Source organism: Salinivibrio sp. IB868 (assembly GCF_001995655.1).
Taxonomy (GTDB): Bacteria; Pseudomonadota; Gammaproteobacteria; order Enterobacterales; family Vibrionaceae; genus Salinivibrio; species Salinivibrio siamensis.
In genome coordinates this window covers 1-25,214 of record NZ_MUEW01000019.1, presented here as the reverse complement: position 1 = coordinate 25,214, position 25,214 = coordinate 1, and the positions used below count along the sequence as shown (strand labels likewise).

The window sequence follows — 25,214 nt, the reverse complement described above, 5'->3', positions numbered from 1 at the left end:
CACTCCTTATAGGGCACCGAGTGCTTGTAGGGCCTCAGACAAGCGGGTTTTCATTGCCTCTTTGTCCACCATGTTGTCGAGTGCGACAATGCGCGGCGACACATTCATCGCTTGTAACTGTTGGGCGATATCGTTGGTGGCGACGAATATATCGGCTTCTGTCCCAGAGACGGAGCCCAGATCGATATGGTCGACACTGGCGTCGACGCCAAGATCGTTGATAATTTTTTTGATGCTCATTTCCATCATTAGGCTGGTGCCAAGACCGTGGCCGCATACGACTGTGATTTTCATAATTCAGACCTTCTATTTGGGTTAACAGGTGCATTTTCAGCATGTTCGTTGTTTTAAAGCCGATAGCTAAGGGCGAGCCCTTTGTGTCTTTAAGTGTTGTTGCTACCGATGTAAGGGTTAGTAGTTGGCGATAATGGCTAATACTTCATCCACGTTGGTGGCGCGGCTGATCTGCGCGATGTGTGTGTCATTCATAAAAAGGTTCGCCAATTGGGAGATAGCCTCGACATGGCTATTACTGTCGGTGGCCGCGAGGGTGACTAGCACCTTAACCGGATCGTTTTCGGCGCTGTTAAAATTGACGCCGTTTTTGATCACTGTGATAGCCAGGGCGAGGCGGTTAACGCCATCCTCAGGGCGTGCGTGGGGCATCGCGATACCCGGGCCCACCACATAATAGGGACCGATTTCTTGGTGTGAGCGATAAATCGCGTCGACATAGCTTGGCGCAATGGCACCGTTATCCAAAAGTACTGCGCAGGCTTTGTTGATGGCATCTTGCCAATCGTTGGCATCCTGGTGAATGCGGATAACGTCGGCGGTAATCAGATCTCGTAACATGGCTCTATCCGTTTTAAAGGTTTTATTAGGTTGTTGGAGAATTGTTGATAACTCTATCGCTGAAAACTGAGCAATAAATGGACAATGATCACAAATGGTAGCGCTATCTGATAGCGCTACCATAAGATGTGATAGCGCTATCACTTTTTCTGTCTACCAATGGGTCATGCTACAAAGAGGCCATGCGGGGCAAGGATTAATCGCTGATGGCTGTGATAGGATACGGTGTCATAAAATGATGAGTAATCAATAGATACGATGAGTGAACCAAGAAAACGACGCAATACGGGTAAAGTTACGCTTGCGGATGTTGCCAAACAGGCTGGGGTAGGCACCATGACGGTTTCCAGGGTGTTGCGTACCCCGGATGCTGTCTCTGACAAATTGCGCGATAAGGTTCAACGCGCCGTCGAGCAACTGGGTTATATTCCTAATAAAGCTGCGGGTGCCTTGGCATCAGCGCAAAGCTATGCCATTGCGTTGATCATTCCTTCTCTATTGGAAAAGGCGTGTGCCTTGTTTTTGCCTCGTTTTCAACAGCGGCTGAATAAAGCGGGCTATCAGTTGTTGTTGGGTTACAGTGATTATTCGGTCCAGCAGGAAGAGGATTTATTGGCCGGTTTTTTAGAAAGTCGGCCAGCGGCAGTGGTGCTATTTGGCAATGAGCATACTCAGCGTACCCATCAATTGCTTGAGATGGCCAATGCGCCTGTCCTTGAAATCGCTGAGTCGCCTTCCATGAATAGCTATGCCAGCATGGGCAGCGACCCCCACGACATCGGCAAGCGCTGTACATCCCACCTTGTTAGTCAGGGCTTTCATCATATTGGTTTTATTGGTGCACGGGGCAACCATGCCACCTTGCAGCGCAAGCTACAGGGCTGGCAGGGCGCGATGATTGAGCACTATTTAACCCCTGACCATTTTCTGACAACGCATGAGGCCCCATCGGCGCAATTGGGGGCCGAAGGGTTGGCGAAACTGTTGCTTCGCGATGCCACGTTGGACGCGCTGGTATGCAGCCATGAAGAGATAGCCATCGGCGCGTTATTTGAGTGTCACCGACGGGTGTTAAAAGTGCCGACCGATATCGCGATTATCAGCCTGGAGGGCTCTTCCATGAGTGAGCATGCCTTTCCGAGCTTAACGAGCGCTGAAATTGACTATCAATCCCTCGGCGTACAGGCCGCGTCGGCCATTTTACAAGCTATTGAAGGGCAACCGCTTACAGGCGCTCAAACTATTCCATTTAAACTCGCACATCGCGCCAGCACTGCGAGAAAAAATTAGTTTTGGGCCGTTTTAGAGGGACAGGCACTTTAGTGCAAAGAGCACAGTATGCTTTTGACAGGACAGGCGCGAACGCGTTGGGAGGAGTATTGAGTGGAAAGTGTTCGGCCAAGCGTGAGCAACGCCGAACACGTTTGATAATGAAAAGCTATGTCTAGCCACTATGTGCTTTAGTGACTAAGCTCGACCAAAGGCTCTGACTTTAGTTGGACTTTTTGTTTTTTCATGATTTTGGCTACATTGTCGACGGCTTGACTGACGTCTTCCGCACTCGTTAACACGGTGTACTCAAGATCGAAATGTTTTTGTTCGCCAGCTTTTATGGTCGGCACTAGGCCTAACGGTCGTTGATATTTTGTATTATACGCATAGCTTGTACCAGGCTCGATTCCCGTTACATAGCCCTGTTTTAATGTGTCAGTATTTTTCCAAATGGTTAGCACTGGGAGCTGATCGGTTTTAAATCGCATCGACACACCAGAGTTGGCATCTTTATTGTGTAAAACAGCAAGAGAGTTGCCTTCTGGGTCACTAATGGGTTTTAAGTTAAATACCATTTCATCAAAATCTTTTGTTGGTCCTAAATAGGTTTGCCAGCTTTTAAGTCCCTCTTTTGCATAGTCATTAAATGGAGATATTTCACTTGCTGCTGCATGGACTTTGGCGCCTTTTTCTAGGATGGGTTTACCAAAGTTTGAGTGGTAGATGATTTGATATTCATCGTCGTAATCAGCTTTGTTGGTGAGCGTATCGTTTATTGAGAAGGAATTTTCGCCAGGAATGATACTCAAACGCGTTTCTGTCGAAAGGTTTGATTTTTTAAAGGTACTCTCTGCAACAATCCCGGTGACAGTAATTGTATGTGGGGCTTCATCGTCTATTTCGACTTTCACCAGCGAGGCGGGAGTGTTTTGAACTCGCCCATGAAGGCTGAGCAATTGCCCATTGTCATCAACACCAGGGTGGCCTGTCCATTCGTACCCACAGCGAACAAGCATTTCATTGAAGCCATCTAGCCAGCCAAGGCCGTTTCTGCTTTCAAGATCAATAAAAGCTGGATTGACTATCTCTTTGACGGGTGAATCCCATCCAAGAATCCGCTTGCCCTCCTTGCGCACCTGGTAGATACCCATACCTCGAGTTGGTACCAGTGTCAGTTCTAATTCACCGTTATCGATGGTGATAATATCCACGCCACTTTGTTTACCTGTATTGAGTCGCTTTTTTTCAATTGAAAAGGGGGTTGTAGTGTTAATTCCAAGTTCTTGCGCCGATGTTTTCCAATGATCCACGTAGGTGTTAGTTGCGCTATCGGTGAGTACAAATTCTGCTGAAAGGGCGTAGACAGGTGTGAGTAGGGCAACAGTTGCCAGGACGTTTTTGATTATCATCTTAGTCTTCCTCATTTGTTGTGTTTAGCTGAATCGTTTCAGCTTAAATACTACGCTCATTATTTGAACAGACAAATTGCTGAAAGTGACCTTGTGATTCAGCTCTTTAATTTCTATTAACTGATTTTGAATCATGAGTGCTGACTCACGTTCAGCATGACACAGTTAGCGGGAGTAATTGGGCGGAGTTATCGGGGACAGGCACTTTTGGTTAGGCGACTTAGGGGTGGTAAAGTTAACATACAGTAGAGCGGTTCTTGGTATTTGAAGGAGACAACCCATGGCTGAGCATGACACAGAAAAGACCATTCCCGAGCGTGACCAGCGGCGGTTTGCGGTGTCGGCTAACCGAGCCAAAGCGAGTCATCGTATTCGCTACGTCGAGACGGGCGGTGCCTCGGTGGATAATGAAGAATGCACATTTTGCCAAGCGGTGCCGGGTTTGAGTGAGCCGATGGAGAAGGACGAGAACTGAGACGCTGCGCTTCTAGAAACGAGAGGCTAGGAAAAGCGTAAAGCTGTGCCTAGGGACTTTTTCTACACTTAAGCCCGAAGGGGCCATTGGCGTAGGTGACACAAGCCCCGGCACCGTGTCAAAAATCATGCACCATGTTAACGGGCGCCTGTCACGTTCGGAGTCAAATTTAACATCGATGTCGGAGGTGCGCGGCTACATCGAGTTATAAGATTAACATTACCCCGGCGCTTGTCCGACCTACGCCTGGTTCGAGATCGCTTCGCTTCTAGTCTCTATCTAACCCAGGCCCTCCGTGTGATTCATCTCTCTCTTTACTAATGATTCCAATATCAATAGTCGATCCCCCTCACATCTGTGATGTTTACAGATGGTGAAATTTTTCTTTCATCTGCATTATTTGCCCATATCGAAACGTTTCGATGGCGTTTTCCTGAGAGAAAACGTTGATCACAAGAAAACGTGCCAGCGTACAGTGAGCGCTGATTAAGTCCATCGTGAGTGAGAAGGTGATGAATGAATAAACATGGTTTGCTCCATCCAGAACTTGCACAGTTAGTCACCCAAATCGGGCATACCGATGAGCTGACTGTGTGTGATGCGGGGCTGCCGATCCCCAACTCGGTGTCGCGTATTGATTTGGCGCTGACCCAAGGCGTGCCGAGCTTTATGCAGACAGTCGAGGCGGTGTTAACTCACACCTGCATTGAATCTGTGGTGATTGCAGACGAGCTTGCAGCGGTCAGCCCGGCGCTACATCAAGCGTTGCTTGCGCGATTAGAGCTAGAGAGTGCGGCGCGTCAGCAGCCGATCACTGTGACCACGATCAGCCACGAGGCGTTTAAAGCACGCACGGTGCAGAGCAAAGCGGTGGTGCGCACCGGAGAGTGCACGCCTTATGCCAATGTGATTTTTCAAGCCGGTGTCACCTTTTAGGTGGGCCTAAGCGAGTAACCACAATGACGCAACCTATCTTACAACTCAGTCAAGTCGTGAAAACCTTTCCCGGGGTGCGCGCCCTCGATGAGGCGAGCTTAAATGTCTATCCCGGCGAGGTAATGGCACTACTCGGTGAAAATGGCGCGGGCAAGTCCACGTTGATGAAAGTACTCACCGGGATTTATCACGCCGACAGTGGTGACGTGAACTATCAAGGTGAGCCGGTTTCGTTTAAAGGCCCACGTGATTCGCAGCAAGCGGGGATCAGTATTATTCACCAAGAGCTCAATTTGATCCCAGAGCTGACCATTGCCGAAAACATCTTCTTAGGCCGCGAGTTTACTAACCGGTTTGGCAAGATTGATTGGGCCAAGATGGCTGAAGAAGCCGATAAGCTGCTGGCGCGTTTAAATGTGAAAGCACGCGGCACCACGCCACTTGGCAGCCTGAGCTTGGGTGAGCAGCAAATGGTGGAAATTGCCAAAGCACTGTCGTTTGAGTCGCAGGTGATCATTATGGATGAGCCGACCGATGCCTTGACCGACACCGAAACCGCCTCGCTGTTTGCGGTGATCAACGAGCTGCGAGCGCAAGGCTGCGGCATTGTTTATATCTCTCACCGACTAAAAGAAATTTTTGAGATTTGCGATCGGATCACCGTGTTACGTGACGGCAAGTTTATTGGTGAGTGTCCCGTGAGTGATACCGATGAAGACGGCATGATTGAAATGATGGTGGGCCGCAAACTCGCCGAACAATACCCGCGAAGCGATGTCACCCCTGATGGGATAAGCCTTGAGGTGGAAAATGTCAGCGGCCACGGGGTGGAAGAGGTGAGTTTTCAGCTACATCGTAGTGAAATCCTGGGTGTATCGGGCCTGATGGGCGCCGGGCGCACGGAGTTAATGAAAATTATCTATGGCGCCATGCCGCGTGAAGCTGGCGTGATCCGACTTGATGGCAAGGTGATTAACCCAGTGAGTCCGCAAGATGCGCTGGCCAACGGCATTGCTTACATCTCTGAAGACCGCAAAGGCGAGGGCTTGGTGCTGGGCTTATCGGTGAAAGATAACATGTCACTCAGTGCACTCGATAAGCTCACCCATTGGGGCAAAATACAGCCGCGTGATGAAGTGATGGCGGTGGATGATTTTATCCGTCTTTTTAACATCAAAACCCCCACCCGCGAGCAAATCATTGGCAACTTATCGGGCGGGAATCAGCAGAAAGTGGCGATCGCCAAAGGGCTGATGACCAAACCGAAAGTGCTGATCTTGGATGAGCCGACTCGGGGGGTCGATGTCGGTGCCAAAAAAGAGATTTATCAGCTAATTAACCAATTTAAAGCCGAGGGCATGAGCATCATCTTGGTGTCATCAGAAATGCCCGAAGTGCTTGGCATGAGCGACCGCATTCTAGTGATGCACGAAGGCCGCGTATGCGGTGAGTTTGATGCCAAAGACGCTAACCAAGAAACTCTGCTTGCCTGTGCGGTAGGCAAAGATGCCAATGAGGATGCAGCATGAGTGAGAATGCAATGAATAAGTCCCAGCCGTCAGAGGATGGACGTAAGCCCCTGTTCAGCAAAGCGTGGTTGATTGAGCAAAAATCACTCATTGCCCTGCTGGTGCTGATCGTGGTGATGTCATTTTTAAACAGCAACTTTTTCATGGTCGACAACCTGCTTAACATCCTGCGTCAAACCTCGGTAAACGCCATTATTGCCGTGGGGATGACATTGGTGATTTTAACCGCGGGTATCGACTTGAGTGTTGGCTCGGTGTTGGCGCTGTGCGGCGCGTTTGCCGCCAGCTTGATTGCGGTCGAAGTGCCTGTGTTAGTCGCGGTGCCCACCGCTTTGTTTGCAGGTGCGGCGATTGGTGCCATGACAGGCGTCGTGGTGGCCAAAGGCAAGGTACAGGCGTTTATTGCCACCTTGGTAGCAATGACCCTCTATCGTGGTGTCACCATGGTGTATACCGATGGTCGCCCCATCTCAACGGGCTTTACTGATACCGCCGATGCGTTCGCTTGGTTTGGTACCGGCTACCTGTTGGGCATTCCCGTCCCCGTGTGGCTGATGGCAATCGTGTTTATCGGCGCTTGGTATCTGCTCAATCATACCCGTTTTGGCCGTTATATTTACGCACTTGGTGGCAATGAATCTGCGGCGCGGTTATCGGGCATTAATGTCGATCGAATCAAGGTGGGCGTGTATAGCCTGTGTGGCATGCTCGCGGCGCTGGCAGGGATCATCGTCACCTCGCGCCTGTCCTCTGGACAACCGACCGCCGGTACTGGCTATGAGCTTGATGCGATTGCCGCAGTGGTGCTGGGCGGCACCAGCTTGATGGGCGGTAAAGGTAAGATCATGGGTACATTGATTGGTGCGCTGATCATCGGCTTTTTGAACAATGCCCTCAACCTGCTGGACGTGTCGTCTTACTACCAAATGATTGCCAAAGCGGTGGTGATTTTGCTCGCCGTGCTGGTGGATAACAAAAACAAATAGCTGCTTTAGACAAAGCTTTTCGAAATAGAGCTTATTTGGAGCTTATTGGGACAGGCACTTTTATTTCTGTTTTATTAGCAAGCAAAAACAATACCCTACAAACACAAAAGGACTGAACGCATGAAAAAACTGACTACCTTGATTACCACTGCGCTACTGTCGTCAACGCTGAGCATCAGTGCGCAAGCGGAAGATAGAATGGCAATCGTGGTCTCAACCTTAAACAATCCATTTTTTGTCACCATGAAAGAGGGCGCAGAGCAGAAAGCGCAAGATCTTGGTTATGAGCTCCTGGTGCTTGATTCGCAAAACGACGCCAGTAAAGAGCTGTCGAATGTGGAGGATTTAACCATCCGTGGCGTTAAAGCCATTTTGATTAATCCGACTGACTCAGATGCGGTCTCGAACGCCATTCGTATTGCGAATCGCGCGGAGATCCCGGTGATCACCCTAGACCGTGGCGCGAGCCGTGGGGAAGTGGTGAGTCATATTGCTTCTGATAACGCTCAAGGCAGTAAAATGGCGGCGGAATACATCATCGGCAAAGTCGGTGAGCGAGCCAAAGTGATCCAACTTGAGGGTATTGCCGGCACGTCAGCAGCACGCGAGCGTGGTGAAGGCTTTATGGATGCCATTGAAGGTACCGACGTTGAACTACTCGCCAGTCAGCCGGCGGATTTTGACCGCACCAAAGGCCTGAATGTGATGGAAAACCTGCTTGCCGCCCACCCAGATGTGGAAGCGGTATTCGCCCAGAACGATGAAATGGCATTTGGCGCGTTGCGCGCGGTGCAGGCATCAGGCAAAGATGTCACCATTGTTGGTTTTGATGGCACCAAAGATGGTATTGCGGCCGTCGAGCGTGGTCATCTGGCAGCGACCATCGCTCAGCAACCGGGTATGATTGGTGAGCTGGGTGTCGAAACGGCGGATAAAGTACTGAAAGGCGAGTCGGTAGACAGCTATATTCCTGTACCGCTTAAGGTGATCAGCCAAGAAACGATCGCTGAATAAGCCGTCAGGGAAACGTATAGTGAGCACCATCGGGTTCGCACTGGGTGGTGCTTTTTTCATTTAAAAACGGTAAGGAATAGTAATGAGCCGATTGGTTGTTCTTGGCAGCGTCAATGCTGATCATGTTTTACGCGTCCCTCACTTTCCGCGTCCGGGCGAGACATTACACGGCCACGATTATGCCGTAATTGCCGGTGGCAAAGGGGCGAATCAAGCGGTCGCGGCGGTGCGTTGCGGTGCTGATGTTGCCTTTATTGCCAGTGTGGGTGACGACGCCTTCGGTCAGCAGATTCGTCAGTCTTATGCGCAAGAGGGGATGGATGTCAGTGCGATAAAGGTACAGCCTGATACGCCGACCGGGATTGCGATGATCCAAGTGACTGATCAGGGCGAGAACAGTATTGCGCTCTCCGCAGAAGCCAATGCGACTCTGACAGCGGATACCATCAGCGATGATCTCACAAAAATCGCCGACGCTGACTATTTACTGATGCAGTTAGAAACACCGATGTGTGGCATTGAAAAGGCGGCGTTTCATGCCAAAGCGGCAAAGACACAGGTGGTGCTTAATCCCGCCCCTGCCGCACCGTTGAGCGACGCGCTTCTTGCCGCGGTCGATATTATCACCCCGAATGAAACGGAAGCCCAAAGCCTGACGGGTATCGCGGTAACAGACACCGCCAGCGCCCAAGCGGCCTCGGACGTGCTTCATGAAAAAGGGGTAGGGACTGTACTGATCACCCTCGGCAAACAAGGCGTGTGGCTGAGTGAAAAAGGCGAACAATCGGGCCAGCTTATTCCTGGGTTCCGTGTCGATGCTGTTGATACCACTGCCGCGGGTGATACCTTTAATGGGGCATTGGTGACAGGACTGATAGAGGGACAGACACTTTATCAGGCAATTCGCTTTGCGCATGCCGCGGCGGCATTATCCGTGACAAAGCGTGGCGCACAAACCTCGATTCCTTCTCGTTCAGAGGTTGAGGCGTTTTTGGCCCATCAAGATGCTTAATCGTTATTTCACCTTAGTCAGCGGAGCGCGATAAATGGCGACCATGAAAGATATTGCCAAACGGGCGGGCGTGTCGACATCGACGGTCAGTCATGTCATTAACAACACCCGTTATGTGAGTGAGGCGATTGCTGAGAAGGTAAACCAAGCCGCGAAAGAGCTTAACTATTACGCCCCGTCGGCACTGGCTCGCAGCCTAAAAGTGAATCGTACTAAAACATTTGGGATGCTGGTGACCACTTCCACCAATCCGTTTTTTGGCGAAGTAGTAAAAGGCGTCGAGCGCAGCTGTTATCACAATGGCTACAGTTTGATTTTATGCAACACGGAAGGCGATGCTGAGCGTATGCGTGCTTCAATTGATACGTTGTTGCAAAAGCGGGTCGATGGTTTGATTTTGATGTGCTCGACCTTGGAAGGTGAGCGGATTGAAGGCTTTGATCGTTATCCGGATATTCCCGTGGTGGTGATGGATTGGGGGCCGATTGATTTTGCTTGCGATAAAATTCAAGACAATTCCTATCAAGGCGGCTATTTAGCGACCCAGCACTTGATTGACTGTGGCCACCGCCAGATTGGTTGTATCAGTGGTCCTTTGCTTAAACAACAAGCACAGCGCCGTTTTCAAGGCTTTAAAGATGCGCTGCGCGATGCTGGACTTACTGAGAACGCCGACTGGATGGTAGAAGCGGACTTTGAGTGTGAAGGCGGCTATCAAGGCATGCAAGCGATCGCCGCGAGCGGCTCCTTGCCGAGCGCGATTTTTGCAGGCAATGACATGATGGCGATGGGTGCGATCAATGCTGCCAATGCACTCGGCATTCGGGTACCCGAGGATCTTTCTATCATGGGGTACGATGATATCCACCTCGCAAAATTTGTCTCGCCCTCCCTGACTACCGTTCATCAGCCTAAGTACCGTCTCGGTCAAGCGGCCGTCGAAACGCTACTCCACAAACTAGATGACCCTCAAAGTGACAGCCAAACCGTTCAGCTCGAGCCAACGCTGGTAGTGCGCGAGAGTGTGAAGCGGGTATAGCTATTGGGCGAGCTATCGGGGACAGGCACTTTAAGCTAAGAGCTAGAACTAACGGGACAGGCACCTTTATACCTTTACAATTGCTCTAGCGGGTTGAGGGTGAAGCCGTTATGATGCCTGTCCTCAATGGCCAACCAGTAAATTTCCTCGTTATGTTTTCAATTGTCGACCAAAACCAATACTTTGTGGTGATCAATAAGTACCACGGCGTTAGCGTGCAAAAAGAAGCCGATCACGCGGCACTGCTGCCGGCGGTCGCGGCGCATATTGGGGTTGAGAACGTCTACCTTGTGCATCGATTAGATAAGATGACATCGGGCTTGCTGCTGCTGGCAACTTCTTCTCATGCGGCGTCTGTCCTCTCTGGGCTGTTTGCTTCACGCGAGATAGAAAAGTTCTATTTGGCATTGAGTGCGAAAAAGCCGCGTAAGAAGCAGGGATTGATCGTTGGTGATATGACTAAGGGACGGCGAGGTAGCTGGAAATTACTGACCAGCAAAGATAACCCTGCGAGAACGCGTTTTACCTCTATTGCTGGTGGTGAGGGGCGGCGATTTCTTCTATGTCGGCCTTACACAGGCAAAACCCATCAAATTCGCGTGGCGATGAAAAGCATTGGCTCTCCGCTTATCGGTGATGATTACTATGGCGGCGAGCCTGCAGATCGTGGCTACTTACACGCTTATGGGCTGCAATTTACATGTCGTTTTACCGACGATCAGCCTGAAAAACACTATAGCTATGTGCTGCCCCCGAGCCAAGGCGAATTGTGGCCAACCTTACCGGTGGAGTGGGATGTCCCGTTTTCACTCCTCTAATTCTGTTTCACAGAGCGCTGGGAAGTGATGCACAGGTTACCAAACAAGTAGCTTAAAAATCGCGAGAATAACTGTCATCGCGAACAGACCAATCCAACCTAATGTACGTGTAACGGTGGGGATTTGATTGATAGCAAAGTGTGGGAATAGGATTGCCCACATCGAAACAAATGGCACGATACCAAACGCTCTTTCTGTGTAAAAATTAGGGGTGGCAGCAAAAGGTGGAATGGCTAGGTGCCAAAAACAATAAATTCCCACGACGGCCATGCAAATGACCGCTTCTTTGAGTGAAGTTTCCTGAGAGTTGGTAAAGAGATAAAAGCCAACCGTCACAATATAGAGCAAGGCGGCTATCACAGGTAGTACCTCTCGGCTTTACCGTTGGAGAGGGCTTCATCTAGCCCCCCTTCTTTAGCTAGCACAGCTTGGTGCAGTAATGGCGTTTTTGAGGATTTGTCGACCACGGGTGTCGCGAACCAAAATGGTATAGCTGATACCACTATCTAACATACTGCGGATATCGTTATCCTCGCAATAACGACGCTCTAAGCCGGAAAAGAGCTGCCCCGGTGCTTTTTTGGCATTCTTCTCCAGAAGCGTCAGCTCGATAATGGCATCTTGTGTACGAGCACGAACCAGTGAGTAGCCTTCAATATCCATCGGCAGTAACTGTGCAATCATGTCGGCACGTTGGATTGCAGCTTCTGCGGCTTGGTCATGCTGGGTGCTACTACAGGCACTCAGTATTAGCCCAAGGGCAGCCATCATTAATACTTTTACTAATCGCATTAGGCAGGGTCCTGAGGAAGCACTTTTTTGAAGGGTTTAACGGTTACGTCTGCATAGACGCCAGCGGCTACATAAGGGTCTTTGTCGGCCCAGGCTTGGGCGGCTGATAATGACTCAAACCAAGCAATAACGGTTGACCCCGTAAACCCAGCTTCGCCCGGCTCGTCGCTATCAACGGCAGGGTTTGGTCCTGCAATCATCAAGCGGTTTTCTTTTTCCAGTTGGTGTAAGCGCTCAAGGTGTGCGTCACGCACTTGCTTGCGTAGCGGTAGGCTGTTCTCTACGTCTTGCGAATATATGAGATACCACATCGTCATTGTCCTTGATAGATGTTTATAGCCATTAGGATACAGAGTCCAGATTTCTGAGTACAGTGTATTAGTGAGTATTGGGGGGACAGGCACCAAAAGTGAAAAGTACCGAGAGTAGGACAGACACTTAAGCAGACACTTAAGCATTCTTAAGTATTTAACGTGCCTGTCCCCAATGAGCTCACCCAATGAGCTCCATTATCAGCATTGCTAATGTGCCTGTCCCAACAAGATCAAAAAATGAATGGCCTTTACCTTCCTGTTACTGGAAGGCTTATTCTTCTGGAAAAACGTTCAGGAGATAATATGGGATGCTGTAATCAATCCCCGGAAGGTGGAGCAAAAGGGCTAAAGCCGCTCTTAAAAGCGGTGGGTGTGTTGTTTGTACTGATAATGGCGCTGGCCTATTGGATTGGATGAGGCCTTAGCGAGTTTATTTGGTGTTTACGTTATTGGGATGCACTCAACGACAAGCCCAACTCACTTTAGATCATGACGCCGGTCATGCGTTTTAGACCGAGTGTCGGCAATACCGCCTGAATACTCGATAGTGAACCTACGATATTCCCGCCCTCTAAGTGAGAGCATGTACTTAACCAGGTTTCACGTGAGATGTTCAGCTGTGTGAGTAGCTGTGGTCTTGGGAGTGAATTGGCGTTCTGGTCCTGAGCGCACGTCCATTCTACCAGACCCAAATAGTCCATAAGGCGAAAAGGGATACCGTCGGGCATCGACTTTCTCGGGTTCCCGGCGAAGGGGAATAAGCCGGCTGGGGTCGCTTTATTTTGCTCGAGTGATTCAACGCGCTTTTTAATCGATGTGTAATTGGCATGCTTAGGCTGCTTGGTGATACCTGCTCGCACTGGGTTCAAATCGACATAGGCCATCGCCGCAGCGAGTGCTTTTTCATCTAATATGGCTTGGCTTTTAAAGCGTCCCTCCCAAAAATGCCCTGAACATTGATCCTCTCGGTTCGCTTGTGTCGAAATATATTGATTGAGCAGCTTCATAAACCAGCTGACAGACATCAAACGTTCGCGCCAGCTCTCAATGATGCGAAAACACGCTTTTCGCTCTGAGTGAGAGAGCGATTCACCCTGATAAAAACGTTGGATAAGCGCAGGCGCTTGATGAAAGGCTAGCCAGCGTTCAACAACCTCGATATTGGTTAAAGAATGAGCCGCTTTGGCGTTGATATGCAAAACAACGTGATAGTGATTGCTCATAATGGCATAAGCACAGATATCGATACAAAACGCTTTGGCGAGTGCAAGTAAACGCGTTTCTATCCATGTGCGACGATGCTCATAGCTTTTTTGTGACTGCGCATCATAGCCGCACAAAAAGGAGCGACGCACACAACGTGAGACACAATGGTAATAGGGTGTGGCGGCTAAATTTATTTGCGATGCGCGAGCTTTGGTCATCGTCGGTCCCTCTTAGCATCTAGGTATGAGTAAAATATACTGTATAAATAAACAGCCTTCATGCTTTCTAGCTAGAGTTTTCGTGACAGTGCAAGAAATGATGTAACTACGAGAGCTGTTATTTTCTTAACATGTCTGTCCCAAGAAGTACTTCTCGAGAATAGTGAGTAGTGATGGCGTAGGAAGTCATAACAGGGACAGTCACTACAGAGTGCCTGTCCTGATAGGGGAAAAGGTTCGAACGTTGGAGAAAAACGACGAGGATAGTCATCAAGAGGTGACTGTCCTCGCTAGAAATCACTCGCATGAAATCAACAGTGCCTGTCCCAATAAGAAGAAGTTAGGCAGGGGTGCCGCTGTGAAAGCGGAATTGGCTGTCGGGTGCTTGGATGAGTTCGGCTTCGCGCTCGCCGATGGTTTGGATGCGGTCGCGAATGCCTTTGCCGGCGATGGTTTCTGCAAGCGTGAGATAATCTTGATAATGGCGTGCTTCCGAGCGCAGTAGCGAGATGTAGAACTTTTGCAGTTCATCATCGAGGTGCGGGGCGACTTTAGCAAAGCGCTCGCAGGAGCGTGCTTCAATGTAGGCGCCAATAATCAATTTATCGACCAAGGTTGCCGGCTCGTGAGTGCGTGCCGCGCGCATTAATCCTTTGGCGTAGCGACCTGCTTCTAACGGTTGATAAGGAATGCCGCGTGCGTCCATGATTTCAATCACTTGCTCAAAATGATGAAACTCTTCTTTGATTAATCGGACCATTTTATCAATCAAGGCTTGACCGTGTGCAAAGCCCGCTTTAGGGGTTAAAGGTGCACTGAGACCGTTTTTGCGCGCGTGGAAGATCTCATCGCGAACGCCGCGATAGACAAAGTCCTCATAGGGTTTGGCCCATGCCAGCAGTTGCTCGCCACTCGCCGCGTCGACCGCATACTTACGGATCAACCACATCGCGGTTTGGCTGGCTTTTAATTCGCAGTTTGCGTGATCGCGCAAAAGAATCGATTGGTTGTCAGGCTGAATGGCCGCTTCAATCCAACTGTCGGGGGTTTGACAGTGCAGAAAACCATGAATAGGGGTGAGTAGGGTATTAATTTCTTGGCGTAGCATGCCGGAAACACTCTCAGACTGACAACAATGGCTGGGCATTATAAACAGATGGGATGCAAGCGCAAAGAGCTGGCAGCGCAGGAGGCGCTGCCAGGTGGGCGAATTCGGCCTACTTGTTCGATGCCCAAGGGGAACGGTATTGAATACCGAACTTGTCTAAACGCGGTAATTGCGCTTTGAGTCTGGCCAGATAATCGAGCCAGTCACGGCGCTCACTGTGGCTCCAAGCCGCTTCCGCAATGGCGGTAAGCCTTGGAAATACCATGTAATCGAGCCTGTCCTGATTGGTGATCAGTTCACTCCAGAGTGCACATTGCACGCCTAGCATGTGCTCACGGGCGGGGTCGTCACTGGCGAGGCTTGCCAGAGGCTCATATTGGTAGGCTTTCTCTAATGGCGTGACGCCCGCCCAGTCGAGCCCAGGCTCGGTGGCAGCATAATCTTGCACCATATCGAGATAGGTCGCCTGACCGGGGGTTAAAATCACATCAAAACCGTGCTTTGCACAGTGCAATGCGGCGTCTTCGCTTTGCCATGAATAGATCACGGTATTCTTGCTGACTTTATCGCCGTGCTGCACTTCTTCCCAGCCAACCATACGTTTGCCCAAGGCGCGTAGCTTTTGTTCAGCGTAGGTCAGTATCTGTCCCTGTAGCGAAGCGGTCGTTTCTCCGTTCATGCGTCTGTCCCGATAAATTGGGCTATCCGTCCATACCCCGTCAGGGACTTCATCGGCGCCAATATGGACCCATGAGGCAGGAAAAAGCTCGGCGACTTCACTTAATACCGTATCTAAAAATCGATACGTGCCATCAAGGGCTGGCGATAATACGTTATCGGTGTAGTGTTGTACGCTGCGGTAAGTAGAGCGGTCGTCGGCATCGTGTAGCCAATCAGGCAGCGCTTTGATGGCTGCGCGACAGTGGCCGGGAATATCAATTTCTGGAATGACGGTAATACCTCGGGCCGCGGCGTATTCAATCACGTCACGCACCTCTTCTTGGCGATAATAGCCTTCGTGACGTTCTGCAATATGACTGAATTGCGGAGCAAGGCGGGTATTGGGGCCGCGTTGACTCCCATAGCGCGTCAATTCAGGCAGAGCTTTAATCTCCAGTCGCCAGCCTTCATCGTCGGTTAAATGCCAGTGAAAGGTATTGAACTTAAAATAGGCTAACTGGTTAATCAGTCGCTTTACCGTGTCCACCGAATGAAAATGGCGCGAGCAATCGAGCATCATCCCTCGATAAGCAAAGCGTGGGGCATCGCTGATTTTGATTGCCGGTATTCGAAGCTGTGTTTCATGCTCTTGGCAAAGTTGTAATAGCGATGCGCAGCCGTGAATAAACCCGCGCTCAGCACAGGCTTGGATGACCACGCCTTGGTCGGTGACGGTGAGTTGATAGGCCTCATCACGGTGTGCGATATCTCGAAGTGCCGAGTCGGGTAATGGGCGCAAAATGATCGCATGATCGCCGGTCACCGCATCTTGATGGCGTGGGTCGAGTGCAATATCGGCTTGCGGATACATGCGAACCCATTCGTTGCTTAGCCACTGTGCGGCGGGCAGGGCCTCTGGATCCACCGCGATTAATGGTGTTGTGGGTGAAAGCGTAAAGTACCCTGGCTGGTGGCACACTGATTTGGGCACCGGAATAATGGCGTGCTCGGCGGGATGAACATCTGGAATCGTTGAGCGTGTGGTGTGGGTGTGCGCCAAGTTAATAGGAGTGAGCATCACTGAATATTGCTCGCCATTGGCATAGAGCAGTGCATCTTTAAAGCCGGCACAAAGGAACCGCAATGGCGGCGTGTGGGCATCAAACTCGATGTATAAGCTTTGATTGGCATCGAGAGTTTGATGCGCCGGTGTAATGACGCAATAACTACCGATTTGCTCAATACTGCCTTGTGACAGGGTATTGGGGTTGATGAAGCGATCAAACAGTACCGCAATGGACAGCGCTTCCAACGAACGGTCGGTGAGATTATGCAAGGTTAACCCCATTCGGCTGCGCGGTGGGGTGTCATTGGGGTACTCGTTGATCACACTAAGATCGAGCCGGTAAGTCATCACGCGTTCTCCTTGTTCGAGTGGCCGTTGCCAACCAGTGTTTGCGCACTGATGGCGAGCATAAACCAGCTTGCATGTGGTAACCACTGCTCGCCCCATCGCCAGTTTTGCGCCATATCATCGCAATATGGTGCGGGGTTGAAGGCAATCTGTGTTTCATCCTCCATCCCTGCGGTAATGCCATTGCAGATCCCCCCTTTGGCATTAAAAAATCCCAAGTGCGGTAGGTAATCTGGGTTGTTGTGACCATGTCCGTCGAGCATGCAGATATCAAATGGGTTTAAACCGAGGATCCAATTAAGCGCCCGTTGGCTAAAGGTGTGGAGGGCCGCATTTAGCGCATTGTCTTGAATATGGCGCGTGGCATGACATGCAAAGGTTGCCAGCGACCCCAAGCGTGCATTCTCGCCTTGCCACCAATAGCCGGTTTCATTGTGGTGAGGAATAAAGTGACGTACCTGTTTGACGCCTTCGACGGGTTTGACGTACTGACGTGGATACGCGAATGGATTATCGGCGGTTTGTGTTAGGTTGAGCTCAAACTGGCAGGCGCGTTCCAGTGCTGTTTGCGCGATAGCTTGATGGCTGGGGTCGGTTTCCACATCGAGGTAGCGAACTAATGCCAAGCCGGGTAGACCTGCATCGGCGGCATGGTAAAACGGGCGGCCGCCATCAGTATTTGCTGACCAATAATACTGACAGGTTTCATCACTGCACTGCCGTGCTATCAGCTTTGTCATCCAGCCTTGTGCCTCGTTCAAGAAGGGACAGTCACTGTTCGCACTAATGTGTCTGTCCTCAGAACCTAAAGGTGCCTGTCCCGCTAAATAAGCGTGACTGTCCCCGGTAGATTGCTCCTCGATAGACTGCCGAGTGGCGTGATGCAACTCACATGCGGCGAGAAGGGCGCAGGTTTCGTCAATAATGTTGGGCTCACCGTCATCAAGGTAATGATGGTTATGTTCAACCAAATGCCAGTAGCCGCGAATGGCGGCATCTAAATAGCGTGCTTGTTGGTCTGGATCCGCGCAAAGCGGGGCTCGGCTTGCGGCGGCAAGGGCTGCAATCGCCATGCCACCACCTTGACGAAAACCGGCCTGGTAAGCCTCACTCATTACTCCATCTTGCGTCTCATAAGCGCAAAGGGTGCGGCGCTCCGGATCTTTCGACCATTGATCAAACACCGTCATATAAAAAAAGCCACTAGTGTGTTGCATACGGAGAAGAAAATCAGCGCCGTGTTTCGCTTCATCGGCTAAGCGCGTGCGCATAAACGCGGGGAGCGTGTCCGAGCTAAATTGGCTGGTAAGATCGGCCAGTCCCCAAGCCAATAGCGGGATTTGTTGCGGATTAAAGTAATTGGCGTAGGAAAGGTGGCTCAGGTATTTGCTCACATCGCCAGAGGCATCGTACCAACCGCCGGATACATCCACGCGTTCATCAGAGCCGAATACCTTGGCGTGCTGATCCGCGTGTTCATAGATGCCGCTACACCGCTGCGATTTAAAATAATGCAGCAGATCGGAAAACGTGGTGTGAAACAGGCAATCGTCAATGATCTCAAACGGATGCGAATACACAGGTGTTTCTGCTAGTAATGCTAGTTGATAGCGTCCACGATGCGCAAAGGCAGAAAAATCGAGGGTATAAGCCGTGCCAGTCTGCCAGTTGCTTAACTGTGTGCCTTGGTGTAATTCAAACTGCGCGACCACGTTATCGAGTGGTGCTGTGTCTGTCCCACGAACAAAAGTGTCTGTCCCGTGAGTACCGTGAGTAAGAGTGTCTGTCCCCGTAAAATTTCCCGTAAAATTTTGCGCGCCTTCTGCGGCATCATTAAAGTGCCTGTCTCCAGACGAGGAGGCAGCTTTGTCCGCCGAGCTAAATGTGCCTGTCCCCTTAAGAGGAGGCAGGGAAATCAGTGCCACAGGTGTGCCGGTGAGGCGGTCGCTGTCACTGACGATCACCGCGTATTTGTCACCGTGTAACGAGTAGCCAATGTGATTGGTCAGCACTTGCATGATGGTATCCTTATTGGTCGCTATTGCTCGTACAAATAGCAGCGCACATAGTGGTTGTCGGCGAGCTTGGTCACGCGGGGCAACTGCTCAGTGCATTTGGCTGTCGCATGTGGGCAGCGGCCAGCAAAAGGGCAGCCGACAGAATCCGGCGTCCACAGAGGAATTTCACCCTTGTTGCCCTTTAGTTTTTCGTGAATAGACTTGCTCGGGTCGGGCACGGCTGAGACCAATAGCTGGGTGTAAGGATGCTGAGGGCGATGAATAATCTCTTCGGTGTCTCCCCATTCGACCATATGGCCGACGTACATCACTGCCAAGTCTTCAGCAATGTAACGCGCGGTGGCGATATCATGGGTGATGTAGAGCAGCGACATTTGCTTCTCCACTTTCATTTCTTCCATCAGATTAAGTACACCGGCACGAATCGACACATCCAGCATCGAAGTTGGCTCATCGGCGAGTACCACTTCCGCGCCGACGGCGATGTTCCTCGCCAGGTTAATCCTCTGACGCTGGCCGCCCGACAGCTGGTGGGGGAATTTCTCCGCTGTTTCTTTGGCCGGAGTGAGGCCCACTTGCTCGAGCAGCTCGAACACCCGCTCTTTCAACTGAGCTTTATCGCGCTTGGCGACTTTTTTGTGGATCAATAACGGGCGCGCAATATGGTGAAACACATTATGCGTGGGGTTGAGCGAGCCAAAAGGGTCTTGCCAGACCATTTGCAGGCCTTCGCGATAGCGCATCAGCTCATCACGTTTTTTAATGGTGGTGATATCGCGGCCGCGATATTCAATGCAGCCATCGGTCGGGGCATACATTTTGGCAATCATTTTCGCGGTGGTGGATTTGCCCGAGCCCGATTCCCCCACCACGGCAAGTCCACGACCTTTGTACATTTTGAACGAGACATCATTGATCGCTCGCATCATGGGTTGTTTAAGGGCATGGCTGTTAATGGGAAAATCTTTCACCACGTTTTTCCCTTCAACCAGCAGTTCTCCAAAACCTGTACTCATCACTGACTTCCTCACATTGGCGCGTTATTAGAGTTTTTGTTGGGCGATGGGCTCGCCGTATAGATGGCAGTTGGAATACCGGCCCGATTCGATTTGGCGCAGCGCCGTTTGCGTGGTGCGACATCGCTCATGCACCTGAGCACAGCGCGCTTGAAAGCGGCAGCCGGTCGGGATTTCGAGCAAGTTGAGCGGATTGCCTGGGATCCCCGTAAGCTGGCGCTTCGGCCCGGTGAGTGAGGGGAATGAGCTGCCCAGCCCTTCGGTGTAGGGGTGATAGGGATTGTTGAGCACCTGTTTGGACGGTGCGACTTCAATCAGCTCACCGGAATACATGATCCCAATCCGATCGGAAAACTCCACCATGAGCGATAAATCATGGGTGATAAACAGAATCGAAAAGCCAAACTCTTCTTTTAACGCGTAGATTTTTTGCAAGATCTCACGCTGCACCACCACATCTAATGCGGTGGTGGGCTCATCCATGATGATCATTTTCGGGTTTAAGGCCAGCGCAATGGCAATTACCAAGCGCTGACGCATCCCGCCCGAAAACTGGTGCGGATAATCGGTCAGGCGGCTAGGGTGAATATCGACAATTTCCAGCAAGCCTTGAGCCCGTTTGACCGCGTGTTTGCGGGTCAGGTTGGTGTGGCGCATCAACACATCGCAAAACTGCTCTTCGAGTGTCAGCACTGGATTAAGGGCATTCATGGCGCTTTGAAACACCATCGACATCTCCCGCCAGCGAAAATCACGCATGCGGGCGTCGCTGTAATCGAGGATATTTTCGCCGTTAAAGATGACTTCGCCGCCGGTAATAAACGCAGGTGGCTTGTGCAGGCGCATCAGTGAAAAGGCGACGGTGGATTTACCGCATCCCGATTCGCCAGCCAGCCCAAAAACTTCACCGGGGGCAATGTCAAAACTAACGTGATCACAGGCTCGGACATCACCGGCATCGGTAATGTAGTCCACGCACAGGTCACGGATTGAGATAAGTGGGGTGCGACTCATGATTTATCTCCACTGATCAGCATGTGTTCGGCAACGGGATTCTCGTCGCGGGCTTTCTTTTCTTGTTGGCTGAGTTTTTTCCAGCGCTTCATCCCTTTTTGTGCACGTAATTGCGGGTTGGCAATTTCATCCACGGCGAAGTTGAGTAATGCAAGCCCCGTCACCAGTAAGGTCAGCGCAATACAAGGCGCGAGCAGCTCCCACCACGCGCCAATTAGCATGGATGAAGAGGTTTGCACGTTGTAGAGCATGATCCCCCAGCTGATGGTGTTGGGATCGCCAAGGCCTAGAAAGGAGATAATCGACTCCATGGCAATGGCATACATTACCGAGCCAATAAAGCTGGCGCCGACAATCGGCACCAAGTTAGGCAAGATCTCGACAAAGGTGATACGAAAGCGCGACTCACCCAGCACTTCGGCAGCTTTCACGAACTCTTTTTCGCGCAGGGCAAGGGTTTGCGACCGGACTACCCGTGCGCCCCACGCCCAGGAAGTACAGCCAATAATGATGGCGATCGTCAGCGGTCCGGCTTCGCCGATAAACGCGGCTAGCACGAACAAGAGTGGGTATTGCGGAATCACCAACATAATATTCATCGCGGCAGTAAGCACATCGTCAACCCAACCGCCTAAATAGCCGGCGGTAATACCAATTAAGGTGGCGAGCACACACACGGTGATGCCTGCCCCAAAACCCACCGCTAACGAAACACGGGCGCCATGTACTAACTGCGACCAGACATCACGACCCATACGGGTGGTACCAAGGACATGGTCGGCCTTTTTCGACATCAGTAGGGTGCGACGATCATCCGCTAAGTGTGTGGCGACCCAGCCGTCTGGATTTGCTTGCGCCGCTTTGACGATAAAGCTTGGGTATTCATGCGGGTTACCGGTGCGTTTATCAGGTGCATGCTGGGTTAATAAAGGCGCGAAGACCGCCATTAATATAAATAGGCCAACAATGATGGAGCCTGCGCGGGCAATTTTATTGCGTACGATAAGGGTGAGGAGATCTTTCATGTTATTTGCCTCCTTTGCGCAGGCGTGGGTCAAGTACCACGTACAGCATGTCAGCAATTAAGTTAAACGAGAGCATAAACAAGGTCATAATCAGCAGCTGGCCTTGCAGGACTTGGTAGTCACGCGCGTTGATCGCATTCAAGAGCACCGAGCCAAGACCGGGGTAGTTAAAAATGATCTCCACAATCAGTTGGCCCCCGATGGCAATACCCAGCGACATTGATAGCGCCGTGACACTGGGCAAGAGCGCGTTCCGGGCGGCGTAGTTAAATACCACGCGGTTTTCACTTAACCCTTTGCCGCGGGCCATGGTGATGTAGTCTTCCGCAAGCAGGTTAATCATGTTGTTGCGCATGTTGACCAAAAAGCCGCCCACTTGAATGATGGAGGCACAAAAAAGCGGGAGTACGGCGTGATAGGCCACATCTTTAATAAAGGCCCAGCTGGTCCAGTCAGGGGTAACGCCCGGCGTGTAGGCGTATCCGGTTGGAAACCATTTCAGCCCAATCGCGAAAATAAACAGCGCCAACATGGCGATAACCACTTGTGGTACCGCTTGGATGATTAGCATTCCTGGGGTGATCACAGCATCGTATTTTCCGCCGCGCTTCCAAGCGGCAAAAATCCCCAAAATCGAGCCCAACGAGAAAGACAGCAGCACTGCACTGCCGGCGAGAAACAGCGACCAGCCAAAGGCTTTGCCGAGGAGCTCGTTTACTGACAACGGATAAAATTGGATGGAGGTGCCTAAATCCCAGCTCAACACGTTTTTCATGTAGGTGAAATACTGCATATAGAGGGGGCCATCGACAAAGCCCAGTAGTTGTTTCATTGCCTCAATTCGCTCTGGAGTGACTTGCACCGAGGCGTTGGCAAACATCATGGTGACAGGATCACCGGGCATGGCACGAGGAATAATAAAATTGAGTGTTGCTGCCACTAAAAGGGCAATCATGTAAAAAGTTAGCCGTCGGAAAAAATAACCCATAACCCACACCTTACACAGCGAAGTGGTGATGTTCGTGGCGTGAACACCGTGGAAAAGCGGGCGCGCAAGGCGCCCGATATTGGTTACTGAACGGGCTTAAGGTCCAGCACATGAAGAAGACGCTCAGGAATGCCGGCCCAGATCGAGGGGCGACCTTTCGGATTGTCTTCGTTCCACCAACCGGTGAAGCGGGTGGTGTTGTATTGATACATTTGAGCGCCAGAAAGCACCGGAATCGTGACCTGATCCTTGGCGATAATCGCTTGGATTTGGTGGGCAATCTCCAGCTGCTCGGCCTTGTCCGCGGTTTTGTAGAAGCTGTCTAGCAGCTTGTCGAGCTCAGCATTTTGGTAATAATGCATTGCGAACCGCGGCATGCCATCCCCTTCCTGTAAGTTGGAGTTATACGCGCTATTCCAATAGGTATAAGGATCAGCACCGTGGAAGTAGTTGGTGTAGGCGACGTCGTAGTCGGCTTCGAGCATCGCTTGGCGGTATACCGAGAAATCAGGGGTACGTGCTTTGGCTTTGATACCGGCCTCGGCAAGTTGCTCAACCGTTAGTTGAACGGTGTTGTTGAAATCGGTCCAGCCATTGGGGGATTGGATCTCGAGCTCAAACGACTTACCTGATGGCGTTTCCACAAAGCCATCACCGTCTTGATCTTTAAAGCCGGCTTTAGCGAGCAGTGCTTTGGCGCCGTCTAGATCGTACGTATTGTATTGGCGATATTTTTCATGCACTGCTTCGTCGGACCAAGACTCAAAGGCATAACCTAAGCCAGAGGCGAAGTCGTTTACCGTACCACCACCATAAAATGCGATATCAATGATGGTTTGACGGTCCAGCGCCATCGAGAATGCACGACGGAAGTCGACATTGGTTAGCGCTTCACGCTTGGCAGGGTCTGGGTCATTAAAATTGACCATAAAGGCTTGGGTGCCAGCGGCAGGGTACCAATAGTGATGGTTTGGATTGGCCGCGGCATAGGTGCGATCAATGTCAGGAATGAACGATGAGGTCCAGTCCATTTCGCCGTTGATCACTTTACTTAAAAACTGATCGTTATTGGCAATTTGTGGTACGCGCAGACAGTCAACATCGAGGTTGTCGTTATCCCAATAATGCGGGTTACGACATTGAATATAGAGCTGTGACGTGAAGGTATCGATGGTGGTGAAGGGGCCAGAGCCTACCGGGTTTTCATTGGTGTAAGACGCGGGCTCTTCAACATTTTTCCAGACGTGTTCAGGCACCACAGGTACTTTCGCAATTTCGTAGGGGACATTCGAGTTTGCCTCAGTGAGTTCAAAGCGGACGGTGTAGTCGTCTAGCTTCTTCACGTCATCAACCCATTGGTTAATCCCAGATTGATCCAACTCAGGGTGGTTTTTGACCAAATCAAACGAATACACCACATCATCGGCGGTATAGGCTTCACCGTCTGACCATTTCACCCCTTCGCGAAGGGTGAAGGTGACACTTTTCAGGTCATCCGCCATTTCATAGCCACTCGCGAGACGAAAGACAGGCTGGTTGCCTTTCATTTCGTTAAACACCACTAAAGGCTCATAGATAAAGTCAGTGGTGGTGTGCAGATAGGTAGCGCCGAGGAAAGGGTTAAAGTTACGGACAAAAGTATTGAATTCTTTCGGGTGGATAGTGAGCTCACTGCGCTCGGCGGCACTGACGCCAGCACTTGCGCTCAGCGCACCGATAATTGCAGAGGCAAGTAGGGTCTTGCTGGCAACTCTAATGTTACTCGAAAACATAGCCATTCCTTACTGTTGCTTTCAGTTCACGTGATGGATAGTGAGCTCGTTGCTTACAACCTTCGCGAGCTCAAGCTTACTGTGTTGCCGACCCTGACGTTGTGATTATGGATGGGATGCCCCAAGCGATACTTGTTGCTCCAGGCCAGCAAACACCTTCACTAAGCCCAAGTTAAGTGAAGGCTGCAATGTGAATAATCGTTAAAACCGTAAAAAAGCGCGACGTTGACGTTATTTTCGTTAAAAAAAACAGCTAAAAAGGTTGTCCGCTTCAGGATGCAATTACGATTCTCTCCTGATAACGACCCTGGATGGGATTATAAT

General features: G+C 50.8%; 24 protein-coding genes. 9 read left to right on the top strand and 15 right to left on the bottom strand.

Annotation, left to right across the window (positions count from 1 at the left end; translation table 11 throughout):
- Nucleotides 1–6: 6 nt before the first annotated feature.
- Nucleotides 7–294, bottom strand: coding sequence for a PTS sugar transporter subunit IIB (locus BZG20_RS15335; protein WP_046075409.1), 288 nt, complete (start codon nucleotides 292–294; stop codon nucleotides 7–9).
- A 117-nt stretch (nucleotides 295–411) separates the two neighbouring features.
- Nucleotides 412–855 carry a PTS sugar transporter subunit IIA gene (locus BZG20_RS15330; protein WP_077579543.1) on the bottom strand — a complete coding sequence of 148 codons (444 nt, stop codon included), beginning with the start codon at nucleotides 853–855 and terminating at the stop codon, nucleotides 412–414.
- Between the two features lie 258 nt (nucleotides 856–1,113).
- On the opposite strand from BZG20_RS15330, the gene BZG20_RS15325 reads away from it, so the two are divergent.
- Nucleotides 1,114–2,145, top strand: a complete 1,032-nt coding sequence (locus tag BZG20_RS15325) for a LacI family DNA-binding transcriptional regulator (protein WP_077579542.1) — start codon at nucleotides 1,114–1,116, stop codon at nucleotides 2,143–2,145.
- 170 nt (nucleotides 2,146–2,315) lie between these two features.
- Here the strand turns inward: BZG20_RS15325 and BZG20_RS15320 are convergent, their stop codons facing one another.
- Nucleotides 2,316–3,536 (bottom strand): aldose 1-epimerase family protein, encoded by a 1,221-nt coding sequence (locus BZG20_RS15320; RefSeq protein ID WP_077458577.1) that lies wholly within the window; start codon nucleotides 3,534–3,536, stop codon nucleotides 2,316–2,318.
- A gap of 280 nt (nucleotides 3,537–3,816) precedes the next feature.
- On the opposite strand from BZG20_RS15320, the gene BZG20_RS15315 reads away from it, so the two are divergent.
- The 8 genes from BZG20_RS15315 (at nucleotide 3,817) to BZG20_RS15280 (ending at nucleotide 11,345) form a co-directional block, all read left to right on the top strand.
- A complete protein-coding gene (locus BZG20_RS15315; protein ID WP_077458576.1) occupies nucleotides 3,817–4,011 on the top strand; it encodes a hypothetical protein in 195 nt (64 codons plus the stop codon).
- 516 nt (nucleotides 4,012–4,527) lie between these two features.
- Entirely contained in the window at nucleotides 4,528–4,947 is a 420-nt protein-coding gene (gene rbsD, locus BZG20_RS15310; RefSeq protein WP_077458575.1) for a D-ribose pyranase, read from the top strand.
- A 23-nt stretch (nucleotides 4,948–4,970) separates the two neighbouring features.
- Complete coding sequence (rbsA, locus tag BZG20_RS15305) at nucleotides 4,971–6,476, top strand: ribose ABC transporter ATP-binding protein RbsA (RefSeq protein WP_077579541.1); 1,506 nt, start codon at nucleotides 4,971–4,973, stop codon at nucleotides 6,474–6,476.
- Complete coding sequence (gene rbsC / locus BZG20_RS15300; RefSeq protein ID WP_077458573.1) at nucleotides 6,473–7,462, top strand: ribose ABC transporter permease; 990 nt, start codon at nucleotides 6,473–6,475, stop codon at nucleotides 7,460–7,462. Before rbsA ends, rbsC begins: the two co-directional genes overlap by 4 nt.
- A gap of 120 nt (nucleotides 7,463–7,582) precedes the next feature.
- A complete protein-coding gene (rbsB, locus tag BZG20_RS15295) occupies nucleotides 7,583–8,476 on the top strand; it encodes a ribose ABC transporter substrate-binding protein RbsB (protein WP_077458572.1) in 894 nt (297 codons plus the stop codon).
- A gap of 82 nt (nucleotides 8,477–8,558) precedes the next feature.
- Nucleotides 8,559–9,488, top strand: a complete 930-nt coding sequence (gene rbsK / locus BZG20_RS15290) for a ribokinase (RefSeq protein ID WP_077458571.1) — start codon at nucleotides 8,559–8,561, stop codon at nucleotides 9,486–9,488.
- 34 nt (nucleotides 9,489–9,522) lie between these two features.
- On the top strand, nucleotides 9,523–10,527 hold the full coding sequence (locus tag BZG20_RS15285; protein ID WP_077579540.1) for a substrate-binding domain-containing protein: 1,005 nt from the start codon (nucleotides 9,523–9,525) through the stop codon (nucleotides 10,525–10,527).
- A 152-nt stretch (nucleotides 10,528–10,679) separates the two neighbouring features.
- Nucleotides 10,680–11,345 carry a TIGR01621 family pseudouridine synthase gene (locus BZG20_RS15280; RefSeq protein WP_077579550.1) on the top strand — a complete coding sequence of 222 codons (666 nt, stop codon included), beginning with the start codon at nucleotides 10,680–10,682 and terminating at the stop codon, nucleotides 11,343–11,345.
- Nucleotides 11,346–11,381: 36 nt separating this feature from the next.
- On the opposite strand, the gene BZG20_RS15275 is transcribed toward BZG20_RS15280, so the two are convergent.
- The 12 genes from BZG20_RS15275 to BZG20_RS15215 all read right to left on the bottom strand — a co-directional run bounded on the left by BZG20_RS15275 (nucleotide 11,382) and on the right by BZG20_RS15215 (nucleotide 24,890).
- Entirely contained in the window at nucleotides 11,382–11,705 is a 324-nt protein-coding gene (locus BZG20_RS15275; protein ID WP_077579539.1) for a hypothetical protein, read from the bottom strand.
- 54 nt (nucleotides 11,706–11,759) lie between these two features.
- Nucleotides 11,760–12,137 (bottom strand): type II secretion system pilot lipoprotein GspS-beta, encoded by a 378-nt coding sequence (gene gspS2 / locus BZG20_RS15270; protein WP_077579538.1) that lies wholly within the window; start codon nucleotides 12,135–12,137, stop codon nucleotides 11,760–11,762.
- Nucleotides 12,137–12,448 carry a YciI family protein gene (locus tag BZG20_RS15265; RefSeq protein ID WP_074212385.1) on the bottom strand — a complete coding sequence of 104 codons (312 nt, stop codon included), beginning with the start codon at nucleotides 12,446–12,448 and terminating at the stop codon, nucleotides 12,137–12,139. Before BZG20_RS15265 ends, gspS2 begins: the two co-directional genes overlap by 1 nt.
- A gap of 485 nt (nucleotides 12,449–12,933) precedes the next feature.
- Nucleotides 12,934–13,875 (bottom strand): transposase, encoded by a 942-nt coding sequence (locus BZG20_RS15255; RefSeq protein WP_077579536.1) that lies wholly within the window; start codon nucleotides 13,873–13,875, stop codon nucleotides 12,934–12,936.
- Between the two features lie 340 nt (nucleotides 13,876–14,215).
- Complete coding sequence (miaE, locus tag BZG20_RS15250; protein WP_198531506.1) at nucleotides 14,216–14,983, bottom strand: tRNA isopentenyl-2-thiomethyl-A-37 hydroxylase MiaE; 768 nt, start codon at nucleotides 14,981–14,983, stop codon at nucleotides 14,216–14,218.
- Between the two features lie 109 nt (nucleotides 14,984–15,092).
- On the bottom strand, nucleotides 15,093–17,057 hold the full coding sequence (locus BZG20_RS15245; RefSeq protein ID WP_077579534.1) for a family 20 glycosylhydrolase: 1,965 nt from the start codon (nucleotides 17,055–17,057) through the stop codon (nucleotides 15,093–15,095).
- The gene (locus BZG20_RS15240; RefSeq protein WP_077579533.1) at nucleotides 17,057–19,075 is read right to left on the bottom strand and encodes a glycoside hydrolase family 9 protein; all 2,019 of its coding nucleotides are present in this window, start codon (nucleotides 19,073–19,075) and stop codon (nucleotides 17,057–17,059) included. The genes BZG20_RS15245 and BZG20_RS15240 overlap by 1 nt, the downstream gene beginning before the upstream one ends.
- Nucleotides 19,076–19,095: 20 nt before the next feature.
- The gene (locus BZG20_RS15235; protein WP_077579532.1) at nucleotides 19,096–20,091 is read right to left on the bottom strand and encodes an ABC transporter ATP-binding protein; all 996 of its coding nucleotides are present in this window, start codon (nucleotides 20,089–20,091) and stop codon (nucleotides 19,096–19,098) included.
- Between the two features lie 27 nt (nucleotides 20,092–20,118).
- Entirely contained in the window at nucleotides 20,119–21,105 is a 987-nt protein-coding gene (locus BZG20_RS15230; protein ID WP_077579531.1) for an ABC transporter ATP-binding protein, read from the bottom strand.
- The gene (locus BZG20_RS15225; RefSeq protein WP_046075427.1) at nucleotides 21,102–22,130 is read right to left on the bottom strand and encodes an ABC transporter permease; all 1,029 of its coding nucleotides are present in this window, start codon (nucleotides 22,128–22,130) and stop codon (nucleotides 21,102–21,104) included. The genes BZG20_RS15230 and BZG20_RS15225 overlap by 4 nt, the downstream gene beginning before the upstream one ends.
- A 1-nt stretch (nucleotide 22,131) precedes the next feature.
- Nucleotides 22,132–23,118, bottom strand: a complete 987-nt coding sequence (locus tag BZG20_RS15220) for an ABC transporter permease (RefSeq protein WP_077579530.1) — start codon at nucleotides 23,116–23,118, stop codon at nucleotides 22,132–22,134.
- Between the two features lie 83 nt (nucleotides 23,119–23,201).
- The gene (locus tag BZG20_RS15215) at nucleotides 23,202–24,890 is read right to left on the bottom strand and encodes an ABC transporter substrate-binding protein (RefSeq protein WP_046075429.1); all 1,689 of its coding nucleotides are present in this window, start codon (nucleotides 24,888–24,890) and stop codon (nucleotides 23,202–23,204) included.
- Nucleotides 24,891–25,214 lie beyond the last annotated feature (324 nt).

Coding starts and splice junctions, on each gene's coding strand:
- rbsK (WP_077458571.1), top strand. CDS start 8,559: ATGAGCCGATTGGTTGTTCTTGGCAGCGTCAATGCTGATCATGTTTTA.
- BZG20_RS15235 (WP_077579532.1), bottom strand. CDS start 20,091: ATGAGTACAGGTTTTGGAGAACTGCTGGTTGAAGGGAAAAACGTGGTG.
- BZG20_RS15325 (WP_077579542.1), top strand. CDS start 1,114: ATGAGTGAACCAAGAAAACGACGCAATACGGGTAAAGTTACGCTTGCG.
- BZG20_RS15330 (WP_077579543.1), bottom strand. CDS start 855: ATGTTACGAGATCTGATTACCGCCGACGTTATCCGCATTCACCAGGAT.
- gspS2 (WP_077579538.1), bottom strand. CDS start 12,137: ATGCGATTAGTAAAAGTATTAATGATGGCTGCCCTTGGGCTAATACTG.
- BZG20_RS15230 (WP_077579531.1), bottom strand. CDS start 21,105: ATGAGTCGCACCCCACTTATCTCAATCCGTGACCTGTGCGTGGACTAC.
- BZG20_RS15265 (WP_074212385.1), bottom strand. CDS start 12,448: ATGTGGTATCTCATATATTCGCAAGACGTAGAGAACAGCCTACCGCTA.
- rbsB (WP_077458572.1), top strand. CDS start 7,583: ATGAAAAAACTGACTACCTTGATTACCACTGCGCTACTGTCGTCAACG.
- BZG20_RS15215 (WP_046075429.1), bottom strand. CDS start 24,890: ATGTTTTCGAGTAACATTAGAGTTGCCAGCAAGACCCTACTTGCCTCT.
- BZG20_RS15240 (WP_077579533.1), bottom strand. CDS start 19,075: ATGCAAGTGCTGACCAATCACATTGGCTACTCGTTACACGGTGACAAA.
- BZG20_RS15225 (WP_046075427.1), bottom strand. CDS start 22,130: ATGAAAGATCTCCTCACCCTTATCGTACGCAATAAAATTGCCCGCGCA.
- BZG20_RS15315 (WP_077458576.1), top strand. CDS start 3,817: ATGGCTGAGCATGACACAGAAAAGACCATTCCCGAGCGTGACCAGCGG.
- BZG20_RS15220 (WP_077579530.1), bottom strand. CDS start 23,118: ATGGGTTATTTTTTCCGACGGCTAACTTTTTACATGATTGCCCTTTTA.
- BZG20_RS15245 (WP_077579534.1), bottom strand. CDS start 17,057: ATGACTTACCGGCTCGATCTTAGTGTGATCAACGAGTACCCCAATGAC.
- BZG20_RS15335 (WP_046075409.1), bottom strand. CDS start 294: ATGAAAATCACAGTCGTATGCGGCCACGGTCTTGGCACCAGCCTAATG.
- rbsD (WP_077458575.1), top strand. CDS start 4,528: ATGAATAAACATGGTTTGCTCCATCCAGAACTTGCACAGTTAGTCACC.
- BZG20_RS15285 (WP_077579540.1), top strand. CDS start 9,523: ATGGCGACCATGAAAGATATTGCCAAACGGGCGGGCGTGTCGACATCG.
- rbsA (WP_077579541.1), top strand. CDS start 4,971: ATGACGCAACCTATCTTACAACTCAGTCAAGTCGTGAAAACCTTTCCC.
- BZG20_RS15255 (WP_077579536.1), bottom strand. CDS start 13,875: ATGACCAAAGCTCGCGCATCGCAAATAAATTTAGCCGCCACACCCTAT.
- BZG20_RS15280 (WP_077579550.1), top strand. CDS start 10,680: ATGTTTTCAATTGTCGACCAAAACCAATACTTTGTGGTGATCAATAAG.
- BZG20_RS15320 (WP_077458577.1), bottom strand. CDS start 3,536: ATGATAATCAAAAACGTCCTGGCAACTGTTGCCCTACTCACACCTGTC.
- rbsC (WP_077458573.1), top strand. CDS start 6,473: ATGAGTGAGAATGCAATGAATAAGTCCCAGCCGTCAGAGGATGGACGT.
- miaE (WP_198531506.1), bottom strand. CDS start 14,983: ATGCTACGCCAAGAAATTAATACCCTACTCACCCCTATTCATGGTTTT.